Source organism: Peteryoungia wuzhouensis, from assembly GCF_003205195.1.
In the GTDB taxonomy this organism is placed as follows: domain Bacteria; phylum Pseudomonadota; class Alphaproteobacteria; order Rhizobiales; family Rhizobiaceae; genus Allorhizobium; species Allorhizobium wuzhouense.
Window position 1 is genome coordinate 103,912 of sequence record NZ_QJRY01000001.1, and the last position, 24,521, is coordinate 128,432.

Sequence of the window (24,521 nt, forward strand, 5' to 3'; positions counted from 1 at the left end):
TCTCTTCCTGCTCGGCGTCTCCATCTTGGCAGGGCTTTACCTGCTGCTGCGCCGCCGCCAGAGTCGCTGATCCCTCAAACCCTCTCCCGCACCGCATCCCCCACCCCATAATCCGCCGCAAACCGCTCCTCGCGCAGCGGTTTTACCCGGCGGATGCTTTCCTCATAAAGCGGATGCGCCTTGTAGGCGGCAAGGGCCGCCTCGTCGTCGAACTCACCATAGACGACGAGATCAATGCCCTGATCGAAGCGGTCGGTCTTCACATTGGTGCCGATCTCCAGCAGGCGCGCATGGGGGATCTCGGTCAGGATCGAGAGCCCCGCGCGCACGGCCTCGACATTGTCGGGCGACGCTGTGAAGAAGACGATGTGGCGGATCATGGGGCACCTATCAGACCTGTTGCAGTGCGAAAGCCGATAGCACCGCACGCGTCCCCGCTCAATCCGCCCTGAAGCCGCACCGCCCTTGATCCCGACGCCGCTCAAACCACCAGGCCCGCCCGGATCGCCGCATCGAAAATCCGCGCCGTCGCGGCAATCGGCTTTGCCCGATCCGTCCCGTTGACGATCTTTCGCGCAGCGGTCCAGTCGGCCTTCATGCCGGAAAAACAGTCGGCAAGCCTTACGCCCGAAAACAGCCCCTCGGTCATACCGACCAAGAGAATGGTCGCGGCCACGTCGAGGCGCAACGCCAGATCCGGTTCCGCCACCAGGTCCAGCCCCACCACCCGGCTCATCCGCGCATAGTTCTCGCGATGAGTGATCTGCACCAGGCCCCGGCCATAATAGCTGCGGCCGTCGGCGTCCGGCCGCCAATAAGGTGTCTTCACCGTCGGCAGTTTCCCCGCCCGAAAAGCCCGCTCCAGCCGCGCCACGGCCTCGTCATTGCTCGCCGCCAGCGTCTCGCGCACCGGCTGCATGGTGCCCGCCGTCTCGTGATGGGCCGTCGCCAGCATATAGGCGAGCCAGCGCGGATCGGCCCAGCCACGCGCAGAAAACCGCGTCAGCACGGCCTCGATGCCGTCCACCTGCGCCTGGGCCATCCGCCCGCCGAAGACGGCATGGCGCAGGCCTGCGAAGACGATCGCGCGATCAATCCGCATGGGAAACCTCATAGTCAGGAGAATGGGAAGGGCGACGCACCGCGCCGGATCAACCTCGATCCAGGGCTCCAGAGGCCGAAGGAAGCGGCCCGAGACGGGACCGTGCAGCGCGTGCGCCACCCGTTGCCGCAGGATCGGGAAAAATTCTTGTTTTTTAAAACGATTGAAGAAAATTCAATCGTTTAGAGCCCGTTCCGTTCACATTTACAAAGCTTTAACACTGTGGAACTTTCCGCTCATGCAGACGTTCTGGAAGCCGATACTTCCAGCATGAGGAGGGAAGACATGCAGACGACGACCACTTCGCCCAAAACCGCCGCCCCGGCCACGATCCCGGCCCATGTCCTGCAGCGCCTCGAAAACGAATGGCGCCAGGTCCGCCAGCCGTCCAGCCAGCCGGCGCAGAAGTAAGCCCAGATCCACCGTCCCATCAGCAAACCGGCGCCGAAAGGCGCCGGTTTTTTTCATTTAACGCTGCTCACCGTAAGTCAAATCCTCAGCCTTCGAAGCCACGCCTTGCCGTGCGCCAAACTATACGCAGCGGCGGCGTGGTATATGGCGCAACGGATCCCGGCGACGCTAGATTTTGTTCAACGAATATTCATCTTTGATCATTGTTCAATAAGTTGTTGTTGTACAGAAGCAAATTGAATCCAGCAGGCGCTCTGTTGATGATGGATTCCTGTGAAACGGAAGGTGTCTGAATCTGATCTGCTTTCTTCCTTTGCCTCTGTTCAATTTCCTGTCTTTTTGGTTTTTCAAACGTTACGTCGACAAAAGCCAGTTGCAGCTGCCCGAAAGCTTCTGACGATCCGGTCAGATTGAGAGCTGCGGTGAGGTGACTTAAAACCCAGGTTGGGCCAGTGGGGCCAGCTGAGAGCTTCGCGGTGAATTCGGTAATCCCGGAGAACAAAGCCTGCTTATCATCAGTAATGGTTGCAACTTGGATTCCGCGACCGCCACCATTTTTCCTTCGTTGCTGCAGATACTCGTAGGTGGTGGCATATTCGTTCACGAGGGCATCAACACCGATATCTCCGATAACAGGCGAATTACTATGGGAGACGCAGCCTTCTGTGAGCGCCGTGGCAAGATCTATAGTGAATAACTGGGTATACGATCTCTTTGTCGATCGTTCAAAACCAAACGGCAGCGCAAAACTGAACGTTTCGCCCGGCTTCGACAGTGCATCTGCCGGGGTCAAAGTCGAACCGAACGCACCCACGTTAGTGGTCTGAAGAGTGAGTGTTGCGGCGACCGAACCACCATTCGTAAGATATTTTGAGGTCCTGCTGCTTTCTTTCAGTTCGCAACGCACCTTTTCAATGAGCTGATCCATCGAAATCGGCGTTACATTCCCCTTTGGACTGCTCACGCACCCGCTCACACCCGCGCACAGCGCGAGCAAAATCATCTTCCGCATTCCCCTGCCCCCAGAAAAATTGACGAGAACTCAGGATTGCATGAATTTACCTTTTATCAACCATGTGAAATTTAGGGTATTCTCACACCCCGCGTATCCGCGGCTCAGCCCCGCCCTCCAGCATCAGCGCCGTCAGCGCCCAGACCAGCGCGTCCAGCCGGTCCGGCGAGCGCCCGTTCGACAGCCCGTCTAAGCCGAAATCACACATCTGGTCCTCGAGTGCTGAAAACCTGCCGGCATGCAGCACCCGCCCCTGCTCATAGAGCGCCGCCACCGGCTCGGCGCGTAGAAACTTGCCGCGTGTGGCGCGCACCGTCGTCACCGGCAGCCGCGCCTCGACGCTTTCCAGCACGCTTTTCACCATGTCGCCGCCCTGGTTGACCTCGGCCACCACCCGGTCCGCCTCGAAGCGCCTGTAAGCCGAGACCACCGCACGCGCCCAGGTGGCCGGGCCTGTCCCCTCCACCGAGCAGTCCGACAGCACCACCGCCTGGCCATTGTCCTTCAGCCCGGCAACGACGATGCCGCAACAGGCCTGCGCCCCGCCCGCCGGCGGATCGACCGCGACCACGATCCGGCGCAAGGGTTCTGCGAGTTTTACCACGATCTCATCGAGCCGCGCCCGCTTCCACAGCGCATCCGGCCGGTCCTCGATCAGCTCGCCATCCAGCTCCTGGCGCCCCAGCCTTGTCCCGCCATAACGCGCCGCCAGGGCCTGCAAAAATCCGGGCGCCAGATGCGCGGCATTGGCCGCCGTCGCCATCTTCGTCAGCCGCGTCGCCTCATCCGCCATCAGCCGCTTCAACAGCGGCACCGGCCTTGGCGTCGTCGTCACCACCTGGCGCGGATGCGCGCCCAGCCGCAACGCAAACTGCAGCATGTCGAAGGTCTCGTCGGCATGTTTCCATTTGGCGAGCTCGTCGCACCAGGCGAGATGAAACTGCGGCCCGCGCAGGCTTTCCGGGTCTTCCGAGGAGAATATCTGCGCGATCGCGCCGTTCGGCCAGACCAGCCTGCGCCTTGATATCTCCACCACCGGCCGCATCCGCCGGGCGATTCTCGCCAGCCCCGAGGCCCCGTCGATCATCACCTCGCGGGCGTCGCCCAAGGTCTCTGCCACCAGCGCAATGCGCAGATCCGTCCGCCGGCCGGCCGCCTGAACCTCGGCCTGCACCCATTCGGCCCCTGCCCGCGTCTTGCCCGATCCACGCCCGCCCAAAATCAGCCAGTGGCGCCAGTCGCCCTCCGGCGGCAGTTGTTCGGGTCGCGCCAGAAGCCGCCAGTCGCGGGCGAGAAAGGCGAGGTCTGCGGCGGTCAGCTCGGCAAGATCGAAAACGTCGCTCCGCCCTGCCGATACCGGCCGATCCCTTCGCCCGTCACGCCCATCCCGTTCGGTCCCGATCGAAAACCCGGCCTGCGCCCGCGTCTCGGGCGAGACCTGTTCTTGAAGGGCCGTGCCCTGCGCCGCCGCCGATTGCAGTGTTTCGGAAATCCCGACCAACCCAGCCTTCAAATCGCCAGCCATGGCAAAAGCCGAAGTCAGCCTCTTCGCCGCCCGGTCGCGCGCCAGCCGCCCCAGAGATTTCGGCGTCATCGGCAGTCTCCACACAGCATCTGTTTGCCTGCAGCCAACGGCACTGATCCCGCCCAGCCACAGCTTTGCCGTCGAGGGCATCGCTTCCGTCCGCGCACCGCCCGCAACGGAGCGCCCCTCCCTTGCCACCACCCCATCTTCATGCTAAACGCTGAACCAAATGGTTCAGCAATCTGCCGCCCAGCTCGATGCCGCCTTCGCGGCCCTTGCCGATGCCACCCGTCGCGGCGTGCTCGAAGAGCTCGGCCGCTCCGAGGCCTCGATCACGCGGCTTGCCGATCGTTTCGCGATGAGCCTGACGGGCATGAAAAAACACGTGGCCCTGCTCGAAGAGGCGGGGCTGGTGACATCTCAAAAGCTGGGCCGCGTCCGGGTCTGCCGGATCGAGACCGAGGGCCTGGGTGAGGTCGCTGCCTGGATTGCCGCGCGCCGCAAGGTCTGGAACGACCGTTTCGATGCGCTCGACACCGTGCTCGAAACACTGCTGCAACAGGAGAGACCCGATGAGCAAGCTTGAAACCGTCGGCCCGACTTCGGTCGAGCGCATGTCCGAGACCGACCTCGTGGTCACCCGCGTCTTTGCCGCCCCCGTCGCCAGCGTCTTCAGGGCCTGGACCACGCCAGACCTCTTCAAGCTCTGGTGGGCGCCGCAATCCATGGGCGTGCCGATCCTCGACGTTCAGATGGATCTGCGCGTCGGCGGCCGCTACAGCGTCACCTTCGGCCATGATCCCGCCGAGGCGATGACCTTCTTCGGCGATTATGTCGAGGTCGAACCGAATGCCCGCCTCGTCTGGACCAATGACGAAAGCGGCGAAACCACCATCACCACGGTCACCTTCACGCCCGACCCCGCCGGCACCCGCCTCGTTTTGCACGAAGCCTATCCCTCGAAGGAAGCCCTCGACGAAGCCTGCATCGGCATGGAAGGCTCGATGCCGGAACAATTCCTGCAGCTGGATGCGCTGCTCGCCCGCATGGTCGAAGCCGGTTGAGACCGACCAGGCTGCGCCTCCCACCTCCCCCTTGAGGAGGTCGCCGCATGGCGGCGGGTGGGGGTGACCGGGCAGCGCTACCCACTGAACCGATCCCCTCACCAACAAAATCTGAGGTTTAGCCCTGATCGGGCTAAGCCCTCGATTTTGTAACCTCTCCCACAAGGGGAGAGGGGACGATACCGCAACCGCCAACGCCTTCTTCCCCCACTGTGGGGGAGAACGCGAAATCGAAGGCTTGAGGTCAGCGTAAGCCGCCTAAACTTCAGATTTCGCCCGTGAAGGGGATCCGTCCTGTTGGCAATCCGTCGTCATTCATCATCAAGAAATCACACAAGACCGCGTCACGGCCCCTGCCCCTCGGCCAGCCCCGACACCTCGGCCACGTGCGCCGCCACCGCCTGGTCCAGCCGCGCGGCAACCGCCTGCTCGACCCGTGCTGCAATCAGCGCCTCGACCTCGGCCCGCAACACCTCCGGATCGCGCGCATCGAGCGCCCGCTCCTCGGCCTCCAGGCGATCGCGCTCCAGCTGGCGCAAGAGCGAGTCGATCTTTTCCAGCGTGCGCACGATCAGCGCAATCGCATCGGTCGCGGCCTTTACGTCCGCCCGCGCCAGCTTCGCCAGCCCCTCGTCGGCACCATCGAGCAGGCTCTCGGCCGCTTCCCTCAGCCGCCGGAACATCTCGAACTGCGCGCGCATCTCGGTGGTGAATTCGCCAAGCAGCCGCTCCAGATCCGATCCCCCACCGGCCGCCTTCACCTCGATGACATCGGGCAGCGCCTCAATCCCCGCATCCTCGACCATGCGCACCTCCAAAACGAAAAAAGGGCCCGCCAAGCGGACCCTTCGAAACCCTCAACCGAACCGCTGCAACCCCTCCGGCCACAGCTTCCCGATCATGGCATAACCCTAGCGAACGACCGTCACGGTGTCAAGGATTATTTTCCTATCATTGTGCTTGAGTTGCATGCTGTGAGCGCGCGCATAGGGGAATCTAAAGCTGTCAACCGAATATGAAACCAGTAATGTAACATTGACCAACGCCACACCCCAATGGCATGTATAAGCATGGCTAAGCGACACTATACTATCTTCTGCGATGAATCTGCTCAGAAAGGTCGATACTTCTCGAATTTCTATGGCGGAGCTTTGGTTAAATCAGAAGACCGCCAAGCTATAGAAGAGATCCTGCGAGAAAAACAATCGGAACTGAATATTTCTGGGGAAATGAAATGGACGAAAATCACTCGAAACTATCAAGAAAAATATATAGAATTCATGTCGACTTATTTTGATTTTGTCAGGTCGGGTCGCATACGTGTTAGAATAATGTTCACACATAACTATATGAAAGCGAAAAATTTATCAGAAGATCATCGTGAAAACCAATATTTCATATTATACTATCAAATGATAAAGCATGCATTCGGCTTCCAGTATTGCAATCCGAATAATATTGACCGCGTTTTCATCGCAAGCATGCTCGATCAAATACCCCACAATAATGAAAAAATTGAGAAATTCAGAAAATTCATATCATCTATCGAAAACACAATTCAGTATCGTGGCCGAGGTATATTCTTTCCGCACGACGATATCTCAAACGTAAACTCTCACGATCACTCGATACTACAAGGGCTAGACATAATCCTTGGGTCAATGCACTTTCGGCTGAACAACCTGCACCAAGAAAAGCCTGCGGGGCAGCGACTTAGATCAAAACGCACCATCGCAAAAGAGACGGTTTACAACGATATTAATAGACAGATTCGCACAATTCATCCGAACTTCAATGTAGGCATAACAACGGGTTGCGCGAATGGCGAAATCGATCGGTGGTTTCAGAATTACAGGCACTGGTGCTTCAAGCCCAGCGAATATGAGATAGATTTAAACGCAGTTAAGCCCCGCTAATGCCTACATAAATAATCCTAGTGGAACTAGAACCTTCGGCAGAAGCAGGGCTCGGTATTTAAATAGTGCGATTCCACGCAAAACTCAACATATAGTGGCCGAATTTTCAGGGGCGCTACATCCCGTCGCGGAACAATTTCAATCTTCCCTAACCCTCACCCCGCCTTCGACCTGTTCCGCCCGGCGCTCTTGGCCTCATACAGCGCCAGATCCGCCCGGATGACGAGGTCGCGGGCGTCGCGCAGCCGGTTTTCTCCGGTGCCGGCATAACCGACGGAGACGGTGACGGTGGCGATGCCGTCGATGCGGGCGGGGTGGGGAATGGCGAGATCGCGGATGCTGCGGACCAGGCGGTCGGCGAGGAAGGCGCCGCCGGTCTCGGCGTCGGCGGCAAAGAGCAGGGTGAATTCCTCGCCGCCGTAACGGGCGACAAAGCCCTCGTGGCGGCTGGCGAAGAGGGAGAGCGTGGAGGCGATCCGGCGCAGGCAGTCGTCGCCCGCGACATGGCCGAAGCGGTCGTTGAAGGCCTTGAAGTGGTCGACATCGACCATCAGCAACAGGACGTCGCCGCGCGTCGCGAGCCAAGCGTCGAGCGTTTCGTCGAGGTGCCGGCGGTTGGCAATGCCGGTCAGCATGTCGGTCAGCGTCAGGTCGCGCAATTCGTCGCCCCGGCGCTCCGCCCGGTCGGCGCGGTTCTGCGCGTCATACTGGGCAAGATAGGTCAGACAGCGCTGTCGCTCGACATGCCAGTTGCCGTAGAGCGTGAAGAAAAGGCCAGTGACCACCTGCACAGTCAGGGGAAAGACGAGATTGGGATCGAGGCCCGGCTTGTGCTGGATGACGAGCAGCGCCGTCAGGCAGGTGACCGTGGTGAAAAGCAGCGCCCAGCGAAACCGGAGCACCAGCAGCATGTTGCCGAAGAGCAGCACCAGCGGCAGTTCACCCAGCGTGTAGCTGGCATAGGGCGAGGCCGAGACATAGAGCAGATAGAGCGGCAGGAGGCTCGCGACGAACATGCCGGCGAGCAGCAGCAATTCGCGGATGGCCGGCGGCACACGGGGCACCAGGAAGAAGATCGCAAGCGAACCCGGCACCAGCACGCAAAGCCGCATCATCACCGTGAAGGGCTGGATGTCCGCCATCAGATGCAGGCTGGTGAGATTGTAGATGTTGTAGACGATCAGGCCGACGATGATGGCGTGGCGCAGATGCTTGATCCGCTCGGCGCCGAAATCCCGCTCATGGGCGCGCTCCACCTCGGATGGCATGCGCAAAAGCCAGTCCAGCCGACCGCCTGCCCGTCCGGTCTTCGTCGTTCCAGCGCCCGCTCCCCCGACGATCGTTTCTGCGTCACTCACCCAGGTCATTCCCCCATCGGCACCGACCCACACCGGCGCTCCCGAGATCATGCACCCGGCTTGCAAAAATTCCCCTAATTTAGCTTGGATAAATAGTCCGATCGCGCGATATTCCGCAGCCCGCAGCCCGCAGCCCGCAGCCCGGTGCCCGGTGCCGCCAGAGCGGGCGGCTCGCGCGGCTTGGGGCTTGGCGTCAGGCCTCCGGCCCGCCGAACTGCTCCCAGGCCGCCATGGCATCGCCCGCATACATCAGCGAGGGGCCGCCGCCCATATAGACGGCGAGGCCCAGCGCCTCCTCGAATTCCGCCTTCGTCGTCCCGAGCTTGATCAGCGCTTCCGTGTGGAAACCGATACAGCCGTCGCAGCGGGTGGAAATGGCAATGCCCAAAGCCACCAGTTCCTTCACCTTCTTCGACAGCGCCCCGTCCCTGGTCGCGGCGCCCGCCATGGCGGAAAAGCCCTGCATCACATCCGGAATGTCCTTGCGCAGGGTCTTGATTCCGCTCGAAATGTCCCGGGTGATGGCGATGTAGTCCTTGCTCACGGCGAAGCCTCCTCAATATATACTATATTTCATATATATTGAGGTTCGGGAGGATTGCAAGGGATGGGTTAGGCGGTGGGCAGTAGGCAGTAGGCAGTAGGTAGTGGGTAGTGGGTAGTGGGCAGCAAGCAGCCGGTGATGCGCAGCCAATCCTTGCACTGGCTGATGTCGCCCCCAGTTCCCAACCCTACAAACTACTGCCTACTGCCTACTGCCTATTGTCTATTGCCTACTGCCTAATCCCTATCCCCTCCCCTCACCCTTGCCGAACCGGCGTATAACCCGCCTCGCGGATCGCCTGCTCGGCAAGCGCCGCGTCGCCTTCGACAACAGCCTTGCGGGCGGCGAGATCGATGGTGACGATGCTTCCCGGCAGCACGTCCGCCAAGGCCTTGACCACCGTCTTTTCACAATGCCCGCAGGTCATGTCCTCGATCCTGAATACCGTCTGTCCGGTCATGTTCGTCTTCCCTGTCTTGCGGCCCCGGCGGGGCCATTCATCGTCATTCTCAACCTTCCCATGGAGGCAAGGTCAATCCCCGCAACAGTCTCCGCCCGCCCTTGGCGCAGTGGCGGTTTGCCGCAGCGGATGCCCCTCGAGGTCGGCGAGGATCGGACAGTTCGGCCTGTTGTCGCCATGGCAACGCTCGGCGAGATGCACCAGCGTGTCGCGCATCGCCTGCATTTCGGCGATCTTCGTCTCCAGCTCCTCGACATGGGTGAGCGCCATGGCCTTCACCTCCGCGCTCGCCCGCGCCTTGTCGTCCCAGAGCTTCAGCAGCCGCTCGGTTTCCTCCAGGGAAAAGCCGAGGCTGCGCGAGCGGCGCACGAAGCGCAGCCGGTTGACGCTGTCTCGATCATAGACCCGGTAATTCGAGGCCGTGCGCCCCGCCGGGGAAATCAGCCCGATCTCCTCGTAGTACCGGATCATCTTGGCCGAGACACCCGAGGCGTGAGAGGCTTCGCCGATGTTCATCGTCATTTCTTCCAACCGAATGTGTCAGACTCAGATTTTAAATGGGCTCCAAAGCTGTAGGGGTTCCAAACTTTGTCTTCATCAAGCTTATATCGCTCTATCAAATCGTCTCGAATCCCGTGCAAGCCCAGCAAGAACAGAGCTGTGGAGATATCTGCCTTCGTTATTGATCTCGGTAGCTCGAAGCCTGAACTGCGACCGAAACCAAAGAGCGCTGACGCTTCGGCGTATACCGCCGCCTGTCCCAAGATCAGCGACTCCAGATTGCTCCTTGTCACAATTGTGCCGCGCATTAGATCGGGCTTGAGGGCAGATAGCTTTGACGCTTCAACCTGCAAAATGTACAGAAGACGCTGGAAATACCACCTTTCCTTCGCGGACAGAACCTCAACCAGTTCTTTCAGCGCCGGCGTGACATCGGTGGGAAGCTTTGAAAAATCTTCAAATTTAACTTTATTAGGAAGTATTTTTTCAATTGTTTCGCTGAGCAAGCTTTCCAAAATACGCCCATTTGTCTCGGCATATTGGCAGATTGAGGACAGGATTAGGGGAGAAACGGCGAGGTTCGCCGACTTCCTAGCTTCCCGGCGCTCCCTCTCTAAGTTCTCAGCGCTTGCGATTTGCTTTTGGGCTATTGCTTCGGAGGATGCAATTTGACAGCGTATCTCGCGAACGCTGAAGTAAGCGGCGACCAGAGCTCCAATTCCCGTAATTAATCCCTGATAATCGTGGAGCCAACCCAACCCACCAAGCCAGAAAACAAAGTATATTAATGAATTAGCTCCAAAAGCGGTAATTTTGCAGGCGGCAACAAAAATGATCGACAAGGCTAATATACCTGTTGAAAAGCCGAACAATACCTGCCACCAGTCTCGCCTCATGATCACTCTCTCCAAAAGCTACTACCCCAACGTTGGGACCCTGCTTCGTCACAACGTCACCCTCGCCGCCCTCAGCCGCAACGCATTGGAGAGCACAAAGACGCTCGAAAGCCCCATGGCCGCCGCCCCCAGCATCGGCGAGAAGGTCACGCCTGACAGCGGATAGAGCACACCTGCGGCCACCGGGATCAGCGCCACATTGTAGCCGAAGGCCCAGAAGAGGTTCTGGCGGATATTGCCCATCACCTGGTCCGAGAGTTCGATCGCATGCAGCGCACCGAAGAGATCGCCGCCGACCAGCACCACATCGGCGCTTTCGATCGCCACATCCGTGCCGGTGCCAATCGCAATCCCGGCATCGGCGGTGGCAAGCGCCGGGGCATCATTGATGCCGTCGCCGACAAAGGCGACCTTGCCGCCCTTCGCCTGCAACTCTTTGATGGCCTTCACCTTTCCCTCCGGCAGCACTTCGGCCACCACCGCATCGATGCCAGCCTTTCTCGCCACAGCCTCTGCCGTGCGCGCATTGTCGCCGGTCACCATCATTAGCTTCAGGCCACGGGCCTTCAACGCCGCAATGGCAGCCGCACTCGTCGGCTTGATCGGATCGGCAACCGCAATCGCTGCCGCGAGCTTTCCGTCGATCGCCACATACAGCGGGCTTGCGCCTTCGTCGGCCAGGCGGGTGACGGCGGCCTGAAGGTCAGCCGCACTGGCCCCTCCCCCCTGTGGGGAGGGGTTGGGGAGGGGACGTTCCTCACGTGACGAACCAGAAACAAAGTCCCCCTCTGGCCTGCCGGCCATCTCCCCCACAAGGGGGGAGAGACCATGTGGCATCACGCCCAACTTCACCATGAAGCGGTCAGCCCCGGCCGCAACCCGCCGGCCATCAACCATGCCGGTCACACCAAAACCCGCCACCGCCCCGACATTCTCAACAGCCGCAAGCGCGATCCCTCGCCGCTGCGCCGCCCGCACGATCGCATCCGCCAGCGGGTGCTCCGAGCGGGCCTCGAGGCTTGCCGTCAGACGCAGAACCTCCGCTTCCTCAAACTCCTCTGCCGTGACGATCTCCGTCACCTCTGGTTTTCCGGCGGTGATCGTGCCTGTTTTGTCCATCACCACCCAGTCGATGTGGCTGAGGCTCTGCAGGGCCTCGCCCTTGCGGAAGAGCACGCCAAGCTCGGCGGCCCTGCCCGTGCCGACCATGATCGAGGTCGGGGTGGCAAGTCCCATGGCGCAGGGGCAGGCGATGATCAAGACGGCAACGGCCGCGACGAGCCCGTGCGTATAGGCGGGAGCCGGCCCGAAGATCAGCCAGATCAGGAAGGTCAAAACGGCGATGCCGATGACCACGGGCACGAACCAGGCGGTGACGTCATCGACCAGTTTCTGGATCGGCAGTTTCGCCCCTTGCGCTTCCTGCACCATGCGGATGATGCGCGAGAGCATCATGTCGGCGCCGACACCGGTCGCCTCGAAACGGAAGGAGCCGGAGCCATTGACCGTGCCGCCGATGACGGTGGCGCCAGAGCTCTTCTCGACCGGGATCGGCTCGCCGGAAATCATCGCCTCGTCGACGGCACTTCTGCCATCGATCACCCGGCCATCGACCGGAATGCGCTCGCCCGGACGCACCACCACGACATCGCCGAGTCTCACCTCGGACAGCGGCAGATCGCGTGTCTGCCCGTCCCGCTCCACCCGCGCAGTCTTCGCCTGCAGGCCCGCAAGCTTGCGGATCGCCGCCCCCGTGCGGCCCTTGGCGCGGGCTTCGAGCAGCCGGCCGAGCAGGATCAGCGAGACGATGACGGTTGCGGCTTCGTAGTAGACATGACGGGCCTCCAGCGGCAGCAGGCCCGGCGCAAAGGTCGTGACGACGGAATAGAGATAGGCGGCCCCGGTGCCGATCGCGACCAACGCGTTCATGTCGGGGGCCAGGCGAATGAGCGCCGGGATGCCCTTCAGATAGAAGCGACGGCCGGGGCCGGCCAGCACTGATGTCGCCAGGGCAAATTGCAGGATATACAGCGTGTTGCCGGGGAAGATCTGCATCAGGACATGATGCAGCGGCGGATAGATGTGGGTGCCCATTTCCAGGACGAAAAGCGGCAGCGTCAGGACGAGGGCAATCCCGAAATCGCGCTGCAAGCCCGAAATCTCCTTCGCGCGGCGCACCTCGCGGCTGTCGACGGCGGCACGTGCCGACGCCGGCTGGCGGATCGGGGCGGACGCCCCGCCGGCCCCGACATGGCCGCCCGGCGCGCCAGTGCCCTGCCGCTGTGCCGGACCGGCATTTTCGCCCGCCGCATCGTCCGCCGAAAGCTCGGCCGTATCGCCGCCGGAGAGCCTGAGGGCATAGCCGGCTTTTGCCACGGCGGCCGTCAGCGCCGGCAGGGCGGAGACACCGCCCAGCACCGTCACCACCGCTTCGCCGGTCGCCAGATTGACGTTCGCCGTCTCGACCGAGGGCACCGTCTTCAACGCCTTTTCCACGCGGGAAACGCAGGAGGCGCAGGTCATGTCCTCGACTTCGAGCACCAGCGTCTCGGCTTTCGCCTCGTAACCTGCCGTGTCGATGGCGGCGAGCAGGGCTGCGGCCGAAAAGCCGGTGCCGGGCGTGACCGACAGCGTCTCGGTGGCAAAGTTCACCGCGCTTTGCTCAACGCCGGGCACCGCGGCAACGGCCTTTTCCACCCGGCGCACACAGGACGCGCAGGTCATGCCCTCGACGGGCAAGAGGATGGTTTCGCTGATATTCTTGGCCGCATCGGGCCGGGACTGCATGTTCATGGCGGTCACCTCCGCCATCTTACATGGACCTTCCCATCATGGGAGGGTCAAGGGGTGGGGTGACGATTTTTTTGAGGGAGCGGACATCTCCCCCACGGAGCAACGAGTATCTAACTCTATCTAAGAACCGCTTCATTGAGCTTGGGTGAAAACTCGCCAAGAAGTCCACCGTCTATTTGTACGCACGGCGTATTGAAGTGTTTTTTATACTGTACATTCATAACAATCTCTGCCTTCTCAGACAGTGTTGCCCGGCAAACCTTTTGCGGGCCTGCTTCATCACAGCTGTTATTTGTCGTGTTGGCGCAAGCGTTGACATAGGCGCTTCCGACGTAAACATCGAGGCCAACATTTACCTTATCCACGCGCTGCAAGATATAGGTGCCAAAACCCGGGCCTTCATCGTCGATAGGCTTGTACGTAAACGCAATTTTTTGGGCCACTTGAATCCCGCAATCTTGTACACTCGCCCGCCTCCTTCGACATGGGTCATCTGCCCTCCTATGTCGGGGCTACTGTCGAATGTTACGCTGTACTCTTCAAAAGCGGGATTCCAGCCACCGGCAACGTCCTGGTTCATGTAATAGAGCGTGAGATACCACTTCCCCTTTAGCAAAGGTTCTTCCACAGCAGTTGTCGGATGCCATAAGTTCAAAGAAGCAAGAAGCTTAACAGTTTGCTCTTGAACATACTGCTGCATCCCGAGCCAAATGGCACCAGCCACAGCTACGCCCCCACTAAAGATCCACTTCCACAGCGCGCTCATATTTTGTCCCCGAGCACGAATATTGCCCCAGAACAAGGTAGCACACACCACAGACTGCACAGCCAATAATTTAATTAGCTTCTACGCTTCCTTCTTGAGCAGACGCTCTGAACGCAGCAAAGAACTCCGTCACCGCGACATCCTCGGCATCCTCCCGCGTATCCTCCTGTGCCTGCAAAACTTTGGCGAAACCATGCATCGTGGACGGCAGAATTGGCGAAAAGTTTGATCGGCATCCTGCCAGCCACTGGCCAAGGCGACTTGCCGAGATCCGATACCGGGAGCAAACTATCCTGCAAGGCCGAGGAACAAGGAGGGATGGCCAATGCTGATCGGGACCTGCCATTGCGGCCAGACGGGCTGGACGCTGACCGGCGATCCGGGGCCGGCCACGGCCTGCAACTGCACGCTCTGCCGCCGCTACGGCGCCCTCTGGGCCTATGACCATGAGAATGAGCGCATCCAGATTACCGGCTGGCCCTCATCCTATCTGCGCGCCGGGCCAGACAAATCCTCTCTCGAAATCCTGTTCTGCCCGACCTGCGGCTGCGTGCTCAGTTGGCGGGCCTTGCGCACCGGCGAAGACGGGCGGCGGCGGATCGCCGTCAATCTCAGGCTTGCGCCGCCGGACGCGGTCGGCGACCTGCCGATCGACCATTTCGACGGCCTCGACACGTTTGAAGACCTGCCGTCACGCGGCGCTTGCGTGCGCGATCTCTGGGCGTGAGAGGCACGGATGCATTGCCCGGATGGGGCAGACCGCCCCCTTCGATCCAACGTTCGTTCCAACAGTCCGTTGCCCCTCGGCCCCGGGAATACCGCCATGCGTTTCATCAATCCCATCCCCTTCGTCCGCGACATCGGGCGCGCCCGCGCCTTCTACCGCGATGTGATGCAGCTTGAGATCCGCGCGGATCACGGGAATTTCGTGCTGTTTGAGGGTGGCTTTGCCCTGCATGAGGGCCGGAGCCTCGAGAAGACCGTCTGGAAACAGAGCGACGGTGACGCCTCGACTTCTTATGGCCGTCGCAACCTCCTGCTCTATTTCGAAACGGCGGACATCGACGCCGCATTCGCGCGCATCGCGCCTGAGGTCGACCTCATCCATCCCGTGGAAACACAGGCCTGGGGGCAAAGGGTGTTCCGTTTCACCGATCCGGACGGGCATGCCGTCGAAGTGGGCGAACCGCTTGTGACGTGATGGGGCGGTTATGCCGCATGCGGGGGGCGTCCGAAGTCGGTTGGCTTGCGCCGAGGTCTACACTCGGCTAAAATACATAAAACATGTATTTTGGAGCGTGTCATGCAAATCTTCACCTCCCTCGACCTGCAAAGACAGACCGGCGATGTGCAACGGGCGGCGTCCCAGGGCGGCGTGGTCATTACTTCGCATGGCAAGCCGAGAAACGTGATGCTCTCCGTCGAAGAGTTCTGCCGCCTGAAGCGCGTGGCACAAGAAAGCGTGCCGACGCATCTTCTGGCGCGCAAAAGTCCGGTCATCCGTCACAGTGCCGATCCGCTTGGTTACGACGTCAGAGATTTTCGGCACGCTTCAGTGCAGATGTCCAGAGATGCGATCGAAGGCGTCCATGCAGAGGCCGTGGATGCGGAACTCGACCGCGTGCGCGCCGTGTTTCTCAGAGGTCAACGGTGATCGACCAACCCGAGCCGGCCGACAGACGAAGACCTCGCTTCCTGATCATGGACAATACGCCTTTGTCCCTGCTCGGCACCATAGAGGCGCTCGACTGGTTCTTTGTGCCGGGCTGCGATGTCACGATCACCGACATGGTCATCGCCGAGGCCACGCGCGAACCGGGCGAAGGCCGCGATCAGCGACGGGCCAGCCGGGCCTATGTGACGCGATGGCTGAACGAAAACCGCAGCAGAATCACCGTTCTGGAAACCGCCGAGGGCCGGCGATACCAGCGTGAAATGCAATTGTGGGAGAAGGCGGGCAGACCTCCGGATCTTCACCCGGATTGGTCGGACCGGGGCGAGCGAAGCGTGCTCTCCGTCGTCCAGGACCTTAAATCGGCGCTGCTGCAGGATGAGGAAATCATCGTCATCATGGACGACCGCGACGGTCGCGATGCCGTCAGAGCCGTTCGGGCCGATATCGCGCTGATGGGCACGCGGACATTCATCCGCTGGATGGAGGAGGATTTCGGGATTGCGGCGGCGGCAACGGCCTGGCATTCCATTCGACTGGCGACCGGCGACAACGCCGATGAGGGCGACGACAACGATCCCGTCTATATCCGGACCCGCTAGTGCATTTGCGGCGAAAACGGAGCCGCCTTCATGCTCCGTCTCTTGGTTTTTAAGCAATTCCGGATGCGTAACCGCTTCGCACTTCTGGCGGAGTTGCTTTGGGTCTGCGGCATAACTCATCCCCACCCGCAGAAACGCGAAAAAGCCGGTCGCGTGTGGCGACCGGCCTTGTTCTTCTTCTCGCTAAAGCGGCTTGCCCGCTTAAAACTCTTCCCAGCTGCCGCCGCTTTTCACGGCCGCATTGCCGTGGAATGCCTGGGCGACCTTGGCGGTCATCTGGCGTGCCGGTGAGGGCTGCGGGCGGGACTGCTGGTTGGCGGCGGCGGGGGTGTTGCGGGTCTGGTTTGCCGCACCGATCTTGAACTGGGCGAGCAGCTGGAAGAGCTGTTCGGCCTCGCGTGCCAGGCTATGGGAGGCGGCCGTGGTTTCCTCGACCATCGCGGCGTTCTGCTGGGTGCCCTGGTCGATGGTGTTGACCGCCGTGTTGATTTCCTTCAGCCCCGTCGACTGCTCTCTGGAGCCCTCGACGATCGCCACGACATTGACGTCGACCTCGATCACCTGGCTGACGATCTCCTGCAGCGCCTTGCCGGTCGTGCCGACCAGGGCCACGCCCTCCTTCACATGGGTGTTGGAGGCGTTGATCAGTTCCTTGATCTCCTTGGCGGCCTTGGCCGAGCGCTGGGCGAGTTCGCGGACTTCCTGGGCGACGACGGCAAAACCCTTGCCGGCTTCACCCGCACGCGCTGCTTCCACGCCGGCATTCAAGGCGAGCAGGTTGGTCTGGAAGGCGATCTCGTCGATGACGCCGATGATGTTGGAAATTTCCGAGGAGGATTTCTCGATCCGGCTCATGGCCTCGACGGCATTGCCGACGACATTGCCGGAATGCTCGGCATTCTCCTTGGTCTTGCGCACCAGGGTGCCCGCTTCCTGGGCGCGCTGGCTGCTGTCGCTGACCGTCGTGGTGATTTCTTCGAGCGCAGCCGCCGTCTCTTCCACGGAGGCTGCCTGCTGCTCGGTGCGCTTGGCAAGGTCGCTGGAGGCTGACTGGATCTGCTGCGAGGCTGCGGCGATCGCGCCGGCATTCTCGGTGATCGACTGCAGCGTGTTGCGCAGCTTCGACGAGGTCCCGTTGAAATCGATGCGCAGCTTGTCCAGCGTCGGCAGGAAGGGCTTGTCGATCGTCAGCGTCATGTCGCCTTCCGACATGGCGTTCAGGGCCGAAGCGAGCGTGTCGACGTTCTGGACACGGGTGGTCACGTCGGTGGCGAATTTCACCACCTTGAAGACGTGGCCGTTCATGTCGAAGATCGGATTGTAGGAAGCCTGGATATGGACTTTTCGACCACCTTTGCCGATGCGCAGAAATTCGTCGGCGACGAATTCGCCGGCGGCCAGTTTCGTCCAGAACTGCTTGTAGGCATCGCTGTTGGTATAGGCGGGATCGCAGAACATCTGGTGATGCTTGCCCTGGATTTCCGAGAGCTGATAGCCAAGCGTCGTCAGGAAATTCTCGTTGGCGGTCAGGATCTCGCCCTTCGGCGTGAATTCGATGATCGCCTGGGCACGCGAAAGGGCATCCAGCTTGCCGGCATCCTCGGCGCCTTTCAGCTTCTGCGCCGTGATGTCGGTGGCGAACTTCACCACCTTGTAGGGCTTGCCGCCGCGGAAGACGGGGTTGTAGGAGGCTTCGATCCAGATCTCGCGGCCACCCTTGGCGATGCGCTTGTACTGACGGCTGTCGAATTCGCCACGGCCGAGCTTGGCCCAGAATTCGCGGTATTCCGGCGACGCGACCTCCGCGGGGTCCACGAACATGCGGTGGTGCTGTCCGACGATCTCGGACGCCTGGTAACCAAGGGCCCGACAGAAATTTTCATTCGCCGACAGGATCGTGCCATCCAGCTTGAATTCGATGACGGCCTGGGACCTGCCAACCGCCTCAAGAACTGCCTTGCTATCTGCCGCACCAAAACCCAGCATGTTCGTTCCTCTCCAATCCCGCTCATCTCAGGCCATCCACCGGATATCGTTGGAGCCTCGGATTGACCGTGTTAAAAGTCGCATACATGCATTTACGAATCGTGAACTTCCGGTAAGAACCGTGCAGATATTGCTCTTTTTCTACGCATCTTGCTGAAAAACTCACGCCAAGCCGGCAATATTTCGAGCAGCTAATCCTTTGAAGAGTCCGGATTTTCGATGGATCAGGAAAGCGAACTTCAGCTCAGGTTCCGTGAAGCGAATGGTCTTGCGGAAACCCATGCGGCACACAACTGGCGCGGCCTTTCCGCTCAATACTCGCGGCTGAAACTGCCTGCCGAATATGAATTCGAGTGGCACGGCAACTGGCATTATCTCGCCTATCACGATCTGGTTCTGGTCGATGGCGAGATGGAGCTGACGGGGGAAAAACCTGTCGCCGGCGGCGATCTCAGGGACAAGATGACCTATGTGCCGGCGGGACAGTCGATCGAGGGCTGGGCCAAACCGGCAAACCGGATGAACGCCTTTACCGTCGTCTGCTTCGATCCTTCCGCCATGGAGGAGGAGATCCAGGCGGAGTTCAACCAGTTCGAGCCCCGGCCATACATCTATTTCCGGGACGCGCAGCTCGGCCCGACGATGCGCAAGCTCGGCGAGCTGATGGCCGACGAGCGGCCGACATCGAGGATTTATGCCGAGACCGTCGCGCTCACCGCCGCACTCGAAATGTTCAGGATCAGCATTCCGCCCGTCGCAGCCCAAAGCCGGAAGGTTCGCGGCCAGCTGAGCGCCAGTCAGCGCCGGCTGATCGCTGAGTATATCGACGCGCATCTGACGACCGATCTCGGCCTGGACGAACTTGCCAATATCTGCGGCCTGACACGCTTCCATTTCTGCCGCTCGTTCAAGGCGACCTACGGGGATACGCCCTTCCAATATGTCACGGCGAAGCGGATCGAGAAGGCGCAGCACATGCTGAGGCAATCGCGGCTGCCGGTGTCGTTCATCGCGGAAGCCTGCGGTTTCAACGGCGCCAACCAGTTTGGCCGGGCGTTCCGCAGCCATGTCGGCACCACGCCGCTCGCCTACCGGAAAATGACCTGATCAAGGACAGCCTTCACGGTCGAACCGGGACGATGCTCAAGACGGGCGAGCGCACCCGGGCCTAACCGCGTTCGGCACCCACGCGCATCGGCCAGTCGACCACGTAGTTTTCGAGGTCCTCGACATCGAGCCCCTCTTCCGAGATCGTGCGCCCCTTGGCGGAGACGCCGGCCTCGTGCACCGTGCGCGGATCGCCCGACACCAGCGGGTGCCACCAGTAGAGATCGCGGCCTTCGTCGACGAGGCGGTAGCCGCAGGTGGGCGGCAGCCACTGGATTTCGCGCAGGCCCTGGAGCGTCAGCTGGATGCAGTCGGGCACGGTGTCCTGACGGTTCTCGTAATCCTTGCAGCGACAGGTGTCGCCGTCGAGCAGCTTGCAGGCGACCGAGGTGAAGGCGATCTCGCCGGTGTCCCAGTCTTCCAGCTTGTTGAGACAACAGAGGCCACAGCCGTCGCAGAGGCTTTCCCACTCCGCATTGTCCATCTCGGCGAGCGTCTTTGTCTTCCAGAAGGGGTCGTCACGCATGCTTCATCCAGGGGCCGGTCCGGCCGGCTCTCGTTCGTGTTGCAGCCGGGCGGATTTGGGACCCCGGCCGGGTCCGGCACGGTGTCCGTGCTGCCACGCTTGCGGCAAAACACCGGCCTCGACCGGCGGCCACTTCGACCGGGCCGCGATTGTACTTGTTCTTTGGCGGCAAATCGACCATCACTCAGATAAGATCGATCGTTGCCGCCTGCTTGTCCTTTAGGCCTCAGGGCGGTCGCGTCAAGTCACAGATCAGGTTCCGGGCCGGCGATGCCGCGCCCGCATGCATCGGGAAGGCCCAAGGTGTCCGGAGACGACGAGCCGAACAACATGGCTGGAGACGAGGGATCCGCCGGCAGCCCGGCCGGTTCCGAAAGCCCGCGCCGGACGCGCCCGGACAAGCCACCCCGGCTGAAGCGGCACATCTTCCTGAGGATCGACAGCTGGCTCGATTCCACGCTGTGGAATGCCGGATACGACCTGGCGGAAGCCTGGGAAGAGATCACCATCTTCTTCCGCCGGTTTCGCGTGCGCGGCCTGAAGAAGCTCGGCTTCGAGATTGCCGGCGAAGCGATGACGCTCGGCACCGCCGGGACGGTGGTCCTCTTGACGCTGGCGCAGCCGGCCTTCGAGGAAACGAAGAAGGACTGGCGCAACCACGACAATTTCGCCGTGACCTTTCTCGACCGCTACGGCAACACCATCGGCCATCGCGGCATCATCCATGAAAACTCGGTGCCGGTCGACGAGCTGCCGGACCATCTGGTGAAGGCGGTCCTGGCGACGGAAGACCGGCGCTTCTTCCAGCATTTCGGCATCGATTTCATGGGCCTTGCCCGCGCCATGACGGAAAACGCCAAGGCGGGATCGGTCGTGCAGGGCGGCTCGACGCTGACGCAGCAGCTGGCGAAAAACCTCTTCCTCACCAATGAACGGTCGATCGAGCGCAAGATCAAGGAAGCCTTCCTGTCGCTCTGGCTCGAGGCGAACCTGTCGAAGAAGGAGATCCTGTCGCTCTATCTCGACCGCGCCTATATGGGCGGCGGCACGTTCGGGGCGGCGGCAGCGGCCCAGTTCTATTTCGGCAAGAACATCACCGAGGTGACGCTGGCGGAAGCCGCGATGCTGGCCGGTCTCTTCAAGGCACCGGCGAAATATGCCCCGCATGTCAACCTGCCGGCGGCGCGCGCCCGCGCCAACGACGTCTTGACCAACATGGTGCAGAGCGGGCTGATGACCGAGGGCCAGGTGGTGGCGGCCCGGCGCAACCCGGCCTCCGTCATCGACCGCGACGAGAAGGAAGCGCCTGATTTCTTCCTCGACTGGGCGTTCGAGGAGGTGCAGCGGCTTGCAGCGCGCTTCAAGGATCATACGCTCGTCGTGCGCACCACGATCGATCTCGGGCTGCAGCAGGCGGCCGACGAGGCGGTGGCCTCTTCCCTTCGCGAATATGGCGAGAGCTATAACGTCAAGCAGGGCGCGATCGTGATGATCGAGAATGGCGGGGCCGTGCGCGCCATGGTCGGCGGGCGGGACTATGGCGAAAGCCAGTTCAACCGCGCCACCAAGGCGCTGCGCCAGCCGGGCTCGTCCTTCAAGATGTATACCTATGCGCTGGCCATGGAGAACGGCTATACGCCGCAAAGCGTGGTCACCGACGGGCCGATTTCCTGGGGCAACTGGAGCCCGCAGAATTACGGCCGCAGCTATGCCGGCCGGATCAGGCTCGAAACGGCGCTGGCGAAATCAATCAACACGATCCCGGTGCGGCTTGCCAAGGAGAAGCTTGGCATCGACGCGATCATGGCAACCGCCAAGGCGATGGGCGTGGAAACGCCGATCAAGAAGGACGTGACCATTCCGCTCGGCACATCGGAAGTGACGGTGATGGACCAGGCGACCGCCTATGCCGTGCTGCCGGCGGGCGGCTACCAGTCGCGCCGCCACGGCGTGGCGCAGATCATGAATTATGCCGGCGACGTGCTTTATGACTTCGAGCGCGATTCAGCCCCGCCGGAGCGGATCCTGACCGAACAGGCCGCCGCCTACATGAACCAGATGATGACCAAGATCCCCTATATCGGCACGGCGCGGCGCGCCGCCGTCGACGGGATCCTGACCGGCGGCAAGACCGGCACGACCCAGGCCTATCGCGACGCCTGGTTCGTCGGTTACACCGGCAATTACACGGCCGCCGTCTGGTTCGGCAATGACGACTATACCTCGACCAACAACATGACCGGCGGCTCGCTTCCGGCCATGACCTTCAAGAAGCTGATGGATTACGCCCATCAGGGCATCGACCTGAAGCCGATCATGGGGGTCGATGCGCCGATGCCGGAAAAGGACAAGGCGCCCGCCGTGGCAAGCGCCGACGCCGCCGATGCGCTGCCGCCGATGGTGCGTCCCCGCTCACTGTCGGGGCAATCGACCCGGCTGATCCGCGAGCTCGGCCAAAGGCTGCGTTCGGCCCCGGCGCTGGTGCTGCCCGCGAGCCAGAGCGCGCAGGCAAAGCCCGCCCCCGAGACCACGGGTTCGACCGTCCCTTAATACGATCGCAGGTTTTACCGCGCGCTAACGCCATTTGCGGCGGATGCGACGCGGGACCGGCTGATTCGCGCCCGCAAGGCCGCAAACGAGGTGCCACCTGCCCTGCCCCGCGTCCTCCGCGTGCCGGATCGGCACGCCGCCTGCGCAGGCCTGCGGCTCCGCCTCATCCTGGAAAGGTCCCGTTTACCTTGCGGGTTACGATAATCCCGCAATTCCCGATAAGGCACAGGTCCTTCACCCCAAATTAAGGGGGTCGCCACTAGGTTGCGGCGGTTTTCGACGTGTAGGTTTTTCATTCGGCGATTGGACATCCATGAAGAGATGGCTCGGAATTCCCGCAAGACCGCAGATGACTGCGGAACAATATCACGAATTCCTCGAATCCCGGTCGTCGATGCGCAATCGCATGTTGCGCATGGCCGTGATCAGCGTCTTCATCTTCTATCTCTGCTGCTTCCTGTTCGACCTCTGGGTGCTCGGCGACGTGACGGTGATTTCGGCCGTGCTGCGCTTCGGCGTCGTCGCGCCGGTGACCGGCGGCCTGCTGTTCTATCTCGCCGGTGAGCATCCGATCGCGCACAAGGAGGTGGCGGCGATCCTGGTCGCCTTGTTTGCCCAGGTCTGCTGGTCGATCATCGTGGTCTCCAGCCACAATCCGGCGGTGCTCGGCTATTATTACGCGGCCTGCACCTTCCAGATGGCGATCACGATTGCGGCCGCCTCGCCCTTCCGCCCCAGCCTGCATGCCAGCATCTTCACCTTCTGCCTGACCTATTGGGTGATCTGGTTGCTGGAAGGGGCAACGCCGCTTTATGCCCTGCAGCATCTCTCGGTCTATCTGCCGACCATGTCGATGACCCTGCTCGTCTGTTACCAGCTGGAGGCCGAAGCGGTGGCAAGCTATCTGCAGCAGCAGGAAAACGAGCTGTTGAAACGGGAATTGTCCCGCCAGAACAAGGACCTGGCACGGCTTTCCGTGACCGACCCCCTAACCCGGCTCTCCAACCGCCGCGGCACCGAGATGGAGCTGATGCGGCTGACCACGGAAGCAAAGAGCGAGGCCGAACGCGTGGTCCTCCTGGTCGCCGATGTCGACAACTTCAAGGCCTATAACGACGCCTATGGCCATGGCGCCGGCGACGAATGCCTCAAACGGGTTGCCCGCGCCATGCGCCGGGCGCTGCCGATCGAGGCGCATTTCGCCCGCCATGGCGGCGAGGAGTTCCTAGCGATCCTATCGGGCACCGAAGCGGAGATTGCCGCAAGCGTGGCCGAAAGCCTGCGCCGCGCCGTGCGCCAGCTCGGCATCGGCCACGACCACACCGGCGACCGCAACCGCCACGTCACCGTCAGCATCGGGGCCGCCTGCGGCGCGGTGCGCTCAAGCGCCGATTACGAGCGCCTGCTGGAGGCAGCGGATAGGGCGCTTTATGCGGCCAAGGGGGATGGGCGGAACAGTTGGCGGGTGTTTGAGGGGGATGAGGTGGAAAGGGTTGTGGCGTAGGTGGGGGGGGCTTTTGCCAACAGTGGCTCTGGGACTTGGATCGGAAGGCGGGGTTAGACAGCGTGGACTGTCTATTTGCACAGATTCAAGCAAAAAATAGTCGTCGCAGTTGCGGCTGCTTCATGCCCCCCCTGCAATTACATTCCCGCATCAGCGCTGGGACTTACCGATGTTTTACCGCAGACGGACGACAGTCGGAACTTGTCGCTTTTCTACGTGCGTAGCC

General features: G+C 61.4%; 25 protein-coding genes. 11 read left to right on the forward strand and 14 right to left on the reverse strand.

The window, feature by feature from the left end:
* Positions 1-74 precede the first annotated feature (74 nt).
* Both DMY87_RS00520 and DMY87_RS00525 read right to left on the reverse strand, forming a co-directional pair.
* On the reverse strand, positions 75-380 hold the full coding sequence (locus DMY87_RS00520) for a Dabb family protein (RefSeq protein ID WP_110789352.1): 306 nt from the start codon (positions 378-380) through the stop codon (positions 75-77).
* Positions 381-481: 101 nt separating this feature from the next.
* Positions 482-1,102, reverse strand: coding sequence for a glycoside hydrolase family 19 protein (locus DMY87_RS00525; protein WP_110789353.1), 621 nt, complete (start codon positions 1,100-1,102; stop codon positions 482-484).
* A 285-nt stretch (positions 1,103-1,387) separates the two neighbouring features.
* Here DMY87_RS00525 and DMY87_RS24505 point away from each other — a divergent pair, with 285 nt between their 5' ends.
* The gene (locus tag DMY87_RS24505) at positions 1,388-1,513 is read left to right on the forward strand and encodes a hypothetical protein (protein ID WP_280953033.1); all 126 of its coding nucleotides are present in this window, start codon (positions 1,388-1,390) and stop codon (positions 1,511-1,513) included.
* A gap of 190 nt (positions 1,514-1,703) precedes the next feature.
* Here DMY87_RS24505 and DMY87_RS00530 read toward each other — a convergent pair whose 3' ends face one another.
* Both DMY87_RS00530 and DMY87_RS00535 read right to left on the reverse strand, forming a co-directional pair.
* Entirely contained in the window at positions 1,704-2,525 is an 822-nt protein-coding gene (locus DMY87_RS00530) for a hypothetical protein (protein WP_133252986.1), read from the reverse strand.
* 82 nt (positions 2,526-2,607) lie between these two features.
* Positions 2,608-4,119: a DNA-packaging protein gene (locus DMY87_RS00535; protein ID WP_245408779.1), complete on the reverse strand. Its 1,512-nt coding sequence runs from the start codon at positions 4,117-4,119 to the stop codon at positions 2,608-2,610.
* A gap of 160 nt (positions 4,120-4,279) precedes the next feature.
* Between DMY87_RS00535 and DMY87_RS00540 the strand changes: the two genes are divergently transcribed.
* Both DMY87_RS00540 and DMY87_RS00545 read left to right on the forward strand, forming a co-directional pair.
* Positions 4,280-4,636, forward strand: a complete 357-nt coding sequence (locus DMY87_RS00540; protein ID WP_110789355.1) for an ArsR/SmtB family transcription factor — start codon at positions 4,280-4,282, stop codon at positions 4,634-4,636.
* Positions 4,623-5,114 (forward strand): SRPBCC domain-containing protein, encoded by a 492-nt coding sequence (locus DMY87_RS00545; RefSeq protein WP_110789356.1) that lies wholly within the window; start codon positions 4,623-4,625, stop codon positions 5,112-5,114. The genes DMY87_RS00540 and DMY87_RS00545 overlap by 14 nt, the downstream gene beginning before the upstream one ends.
* 344 nt (positions 5,115-5,458) lie before the next feature.
* Here the strand turns inward: DMY87_RS00545 and DMY87_RS00550 are convergent, their stop codons facing one another.
* Positions 5,459-5,920, reverse strand: coding sequence for a hypothetical protein (locus tag DMY87_RS00550; RefSeq protein WP_110789357.1), 462 nt, complete (start codon positions 5,918-5,920; stop codon positions 5,459-5,461).
* Between the two features lie 264 nt (positions 5,921-6,184).
* Here DMY87_RS00550 and DMY87_RS00555 point away from each other — a divergent pair, with 264 nt between their 5' ends.
* Positions 6,185-7,030: a DUF3800 domain-containing protein gene (locus DMY87_RS00555; RefSeq protein ID WP_110790307.1), complete on the forward strand. Its 846-nt coding sequence runs from the start codon at positions 6,185-6,187 to the stop codon at positions 7,028-7,030.
* A gap of 155 nt (positions 7,031-7,185) precedes the next feature.
* Here DMY87_RS00555 and DMY87_RS00560 read toward each other — a convergent pair whose 3' ends face one another.
* The 7 genes from DMY87_RS00560 to DMY87_RS24000 form a co-directional block, all read right to left on the reverse strand.
* Complete coding sequence (locus DMY87_RS00560; RefSeq protein ID WP_245408780.1) at positions 7,186-8,388, reverse strand: GGDEF domain-containing protein; 1,203 nt, start codon at positions 8,386-8,388, stop codon at positions 7,186-7,188.
* A gap of 193 nt (positions 8,389-8,581) precedes the next feature.
* The gene (locus DMY87_RS00565; RefSeq protein WP_110789358.1) at positions 8,582-8,932 is read right to left on the reverse strand and encodes a carboxymuconolactone decarboxylase family protein; all 351 of its coding nucleotides are present in this window, start codon (positions 8,930-8,932) and stop codon (positions 8,582-8,584) included.
* Between the two features lie 256 nt (positions 8,933-9,188).
* Positions 9,189-9,392, reverse strand: a complete 204-nt coding sequence (locus tag DMY87_RS00570; protein ID WP_110789359.1) for a heavy-metal-associated domain-containing protein — start codon at positions 9,390-9,392, stop codon at positions 9,189-9,191.
* A 72-nt stretch (positions 9,393-9,464) separates the two neighbouring features.
* A complete protein-coding gene (cueR, locus tag DMY87_RS00575) occupies positions 9,465-9,908 on the reverse strand; it encodes a Cu(I)-responsive transcriptional regulator (protein WP_110789360.1) in 444 nt (147 codons plus the stop codon).
* Positions 9,909-9,910: 2 nt separating this feature from the next.
* On the reverse strand, positions 9,911-10,789 hold the full coding sequence (locus tag DMY87_RS00580; RefSeq protein WP_110789361.1) for a hypothetical protein: 879 nt from the start codon (positions 10,787-10,789) through the stop codon (positions 9,911-9,913).
* Between the two features lie 48 nt (positions 10,790-10,837).
* Positions 10,838-13,582 (reverse strand): heavy metal translocating P-type ATPase, encoded by a 2,745-nt coding sequence (locus tag DMY87_RS00585; RefSeq protein WP_110790309.1) that lies wholly within the window; start codon positions 13,580-13,582, stop codon positions 10,838-10,840.
* 116 nt (positions 13,583-13,698) lie between these two features.
* A complete protein-coding gene (locus DMY87_RS24000) occupies positions 13,699-14,025 on the reverse strand; it encodes a hypothetical protein (RefSeq protein ID WP_133252987.1) in 327 nt (108 codons plus the stop codon).
* Between the two features lie 648 nt (positions 14,026-14,673).
* On the opposite strand from DMY87_RS24000, the gene DMY87_RS00595 reads away from it, so the two are divergent.
* The 4 genes from DMY87_RS00595 (at position 14,674) to DMY87_RS00610 (ending at position 16,622) form a co-directional block, all read left to right on the forward strand.
* Positions 14,674-15,075: a GFA family protein gene (locus DMY87_RS00595; RefSeq protein WP_110789363.1), complete on the forward strand. Its 402-nt coding sequence runs from the start codon at positions 14,674-14,676 to the stop codon at positions 15,073-15,075.
* A 96-nt stretch (positions 15,076-15,171) separates the two neighbouring features.
* Positions 15,172-15,549 carry a VOC family protein gene (locus DMY87_RS00600; protein ID WP_110789364.1) on the forward strand — a complete coding sequence of 126 codons (378 nt, stop codon included), beginning with the start codon at positions 15,172-15,174 and terminating at the stop codon, positions 15,547-15,549.
* 102 nt (positions 15,550-15,651) lie between these two features.
* Positions 15,652-16,002: a type II toxin-antitoxin system prevent-host-death family antitoxin gene (locus DMY87_RS00605; protein ID WP_110789365.1), complete on the forward strand. Its 351-nt coding sequence runs from the start codon at positions 15,652-15,654 to the stop codon at positions 16,000-16,002.
* On the forward strand, positions 15,999-16,622 hold the full coding sequence (locus DMY87_RS00610; RefSeq protein WP_245408781.1) for a hypothetical protein: 624 nt from the start codon (positions 15,999-16,001) through the stop codon (positions 16,620-16,622). The genes DMY87_RS00605 and DMY87_RS00610 overlap by 4 nt, the downstream gene beginning before the upstream one ends.
* Before the next feature lie 201 nt (positions 16,623-16,823).
* Here the strand turns inward: DMY87_RS00610 and DMY87_RS00615 are convergent, their stop codons facing one another.
* On the reverse strand, positions 16,824-18,608 hold the full coding sequence (locus DMY87_RS00615; protein ID WP_110789367.1) for a methyl-accepting chemotaxis protein: 1,785 nt from the start codon (positions 18,606-18,608) through the stop codon (positions 16,824-16,826).
* 219 nt (positions 18,609-18,827) lie between these two features.
* Between DMY87_RS00615 and DMY87_RS00620 the strand changes: the two genes are divergently transcribed.
* The gene (locus DMY87_RS00620; RefSeq protein WP_110789368.1) at positions 18,828-19,715 is read left to right on the forward strand and encodes a helix-turn-helix domain-containing protein; all 888 of its coding nucleotides are present in this window, start codon (positions 18,828-18,830) and stop codon (positions 19,713-19,715) included.
* Between the two features lie 61 nt (positions 19,716-19,776).
* Here the strand turns inward: DMY87_RS00620 and DMY87_RS00625 are convergent, their stop codons facing one another.
* Entirely contained in the window at positions 19,777-20,241 is a 465-nt protein-coding gene (locus DMY87_RS00625; RefSeq protein WP_110789369.1) for a YcgN family cysteine cluster protein, read from the reverse strand.
* Positions 20,242-20,571: 330 nt separating this feature from the next.
* On the opposite strand from DMY87_RS00625, the gene DMY87_RS00630 reads away from it, so the two are divergent.
* Positions 20,572-22,791: a transglycosylase domain-containing protein gene (locus DMY87_RS00630; RefSeq protein ID WP_425353463.1), complete on the forward strand. Its 2,220-nt coding sequence runs from the start codon at positions 20,572-20,574 to the stop codon at positions 22,789-22,791.
* A gap of 349 nt (positions 22,792-23,140) precedes the next feature.
* Positions 23,141-24,295 carry a GGDEF domain-containing protein gene (locus tag DMY87_RS00635; RefSeq protein WP_245408783.1) on the forward strand — a complete coding sequence of 385 codons (1,155 nt, stop codon included), beginning with the start codon at positions 23,141-23,143 and terminating at the stop codon, positions 24,293-24,295.
* Positions 24,296-24,521 lie beyond the last annotated feature (226 nt).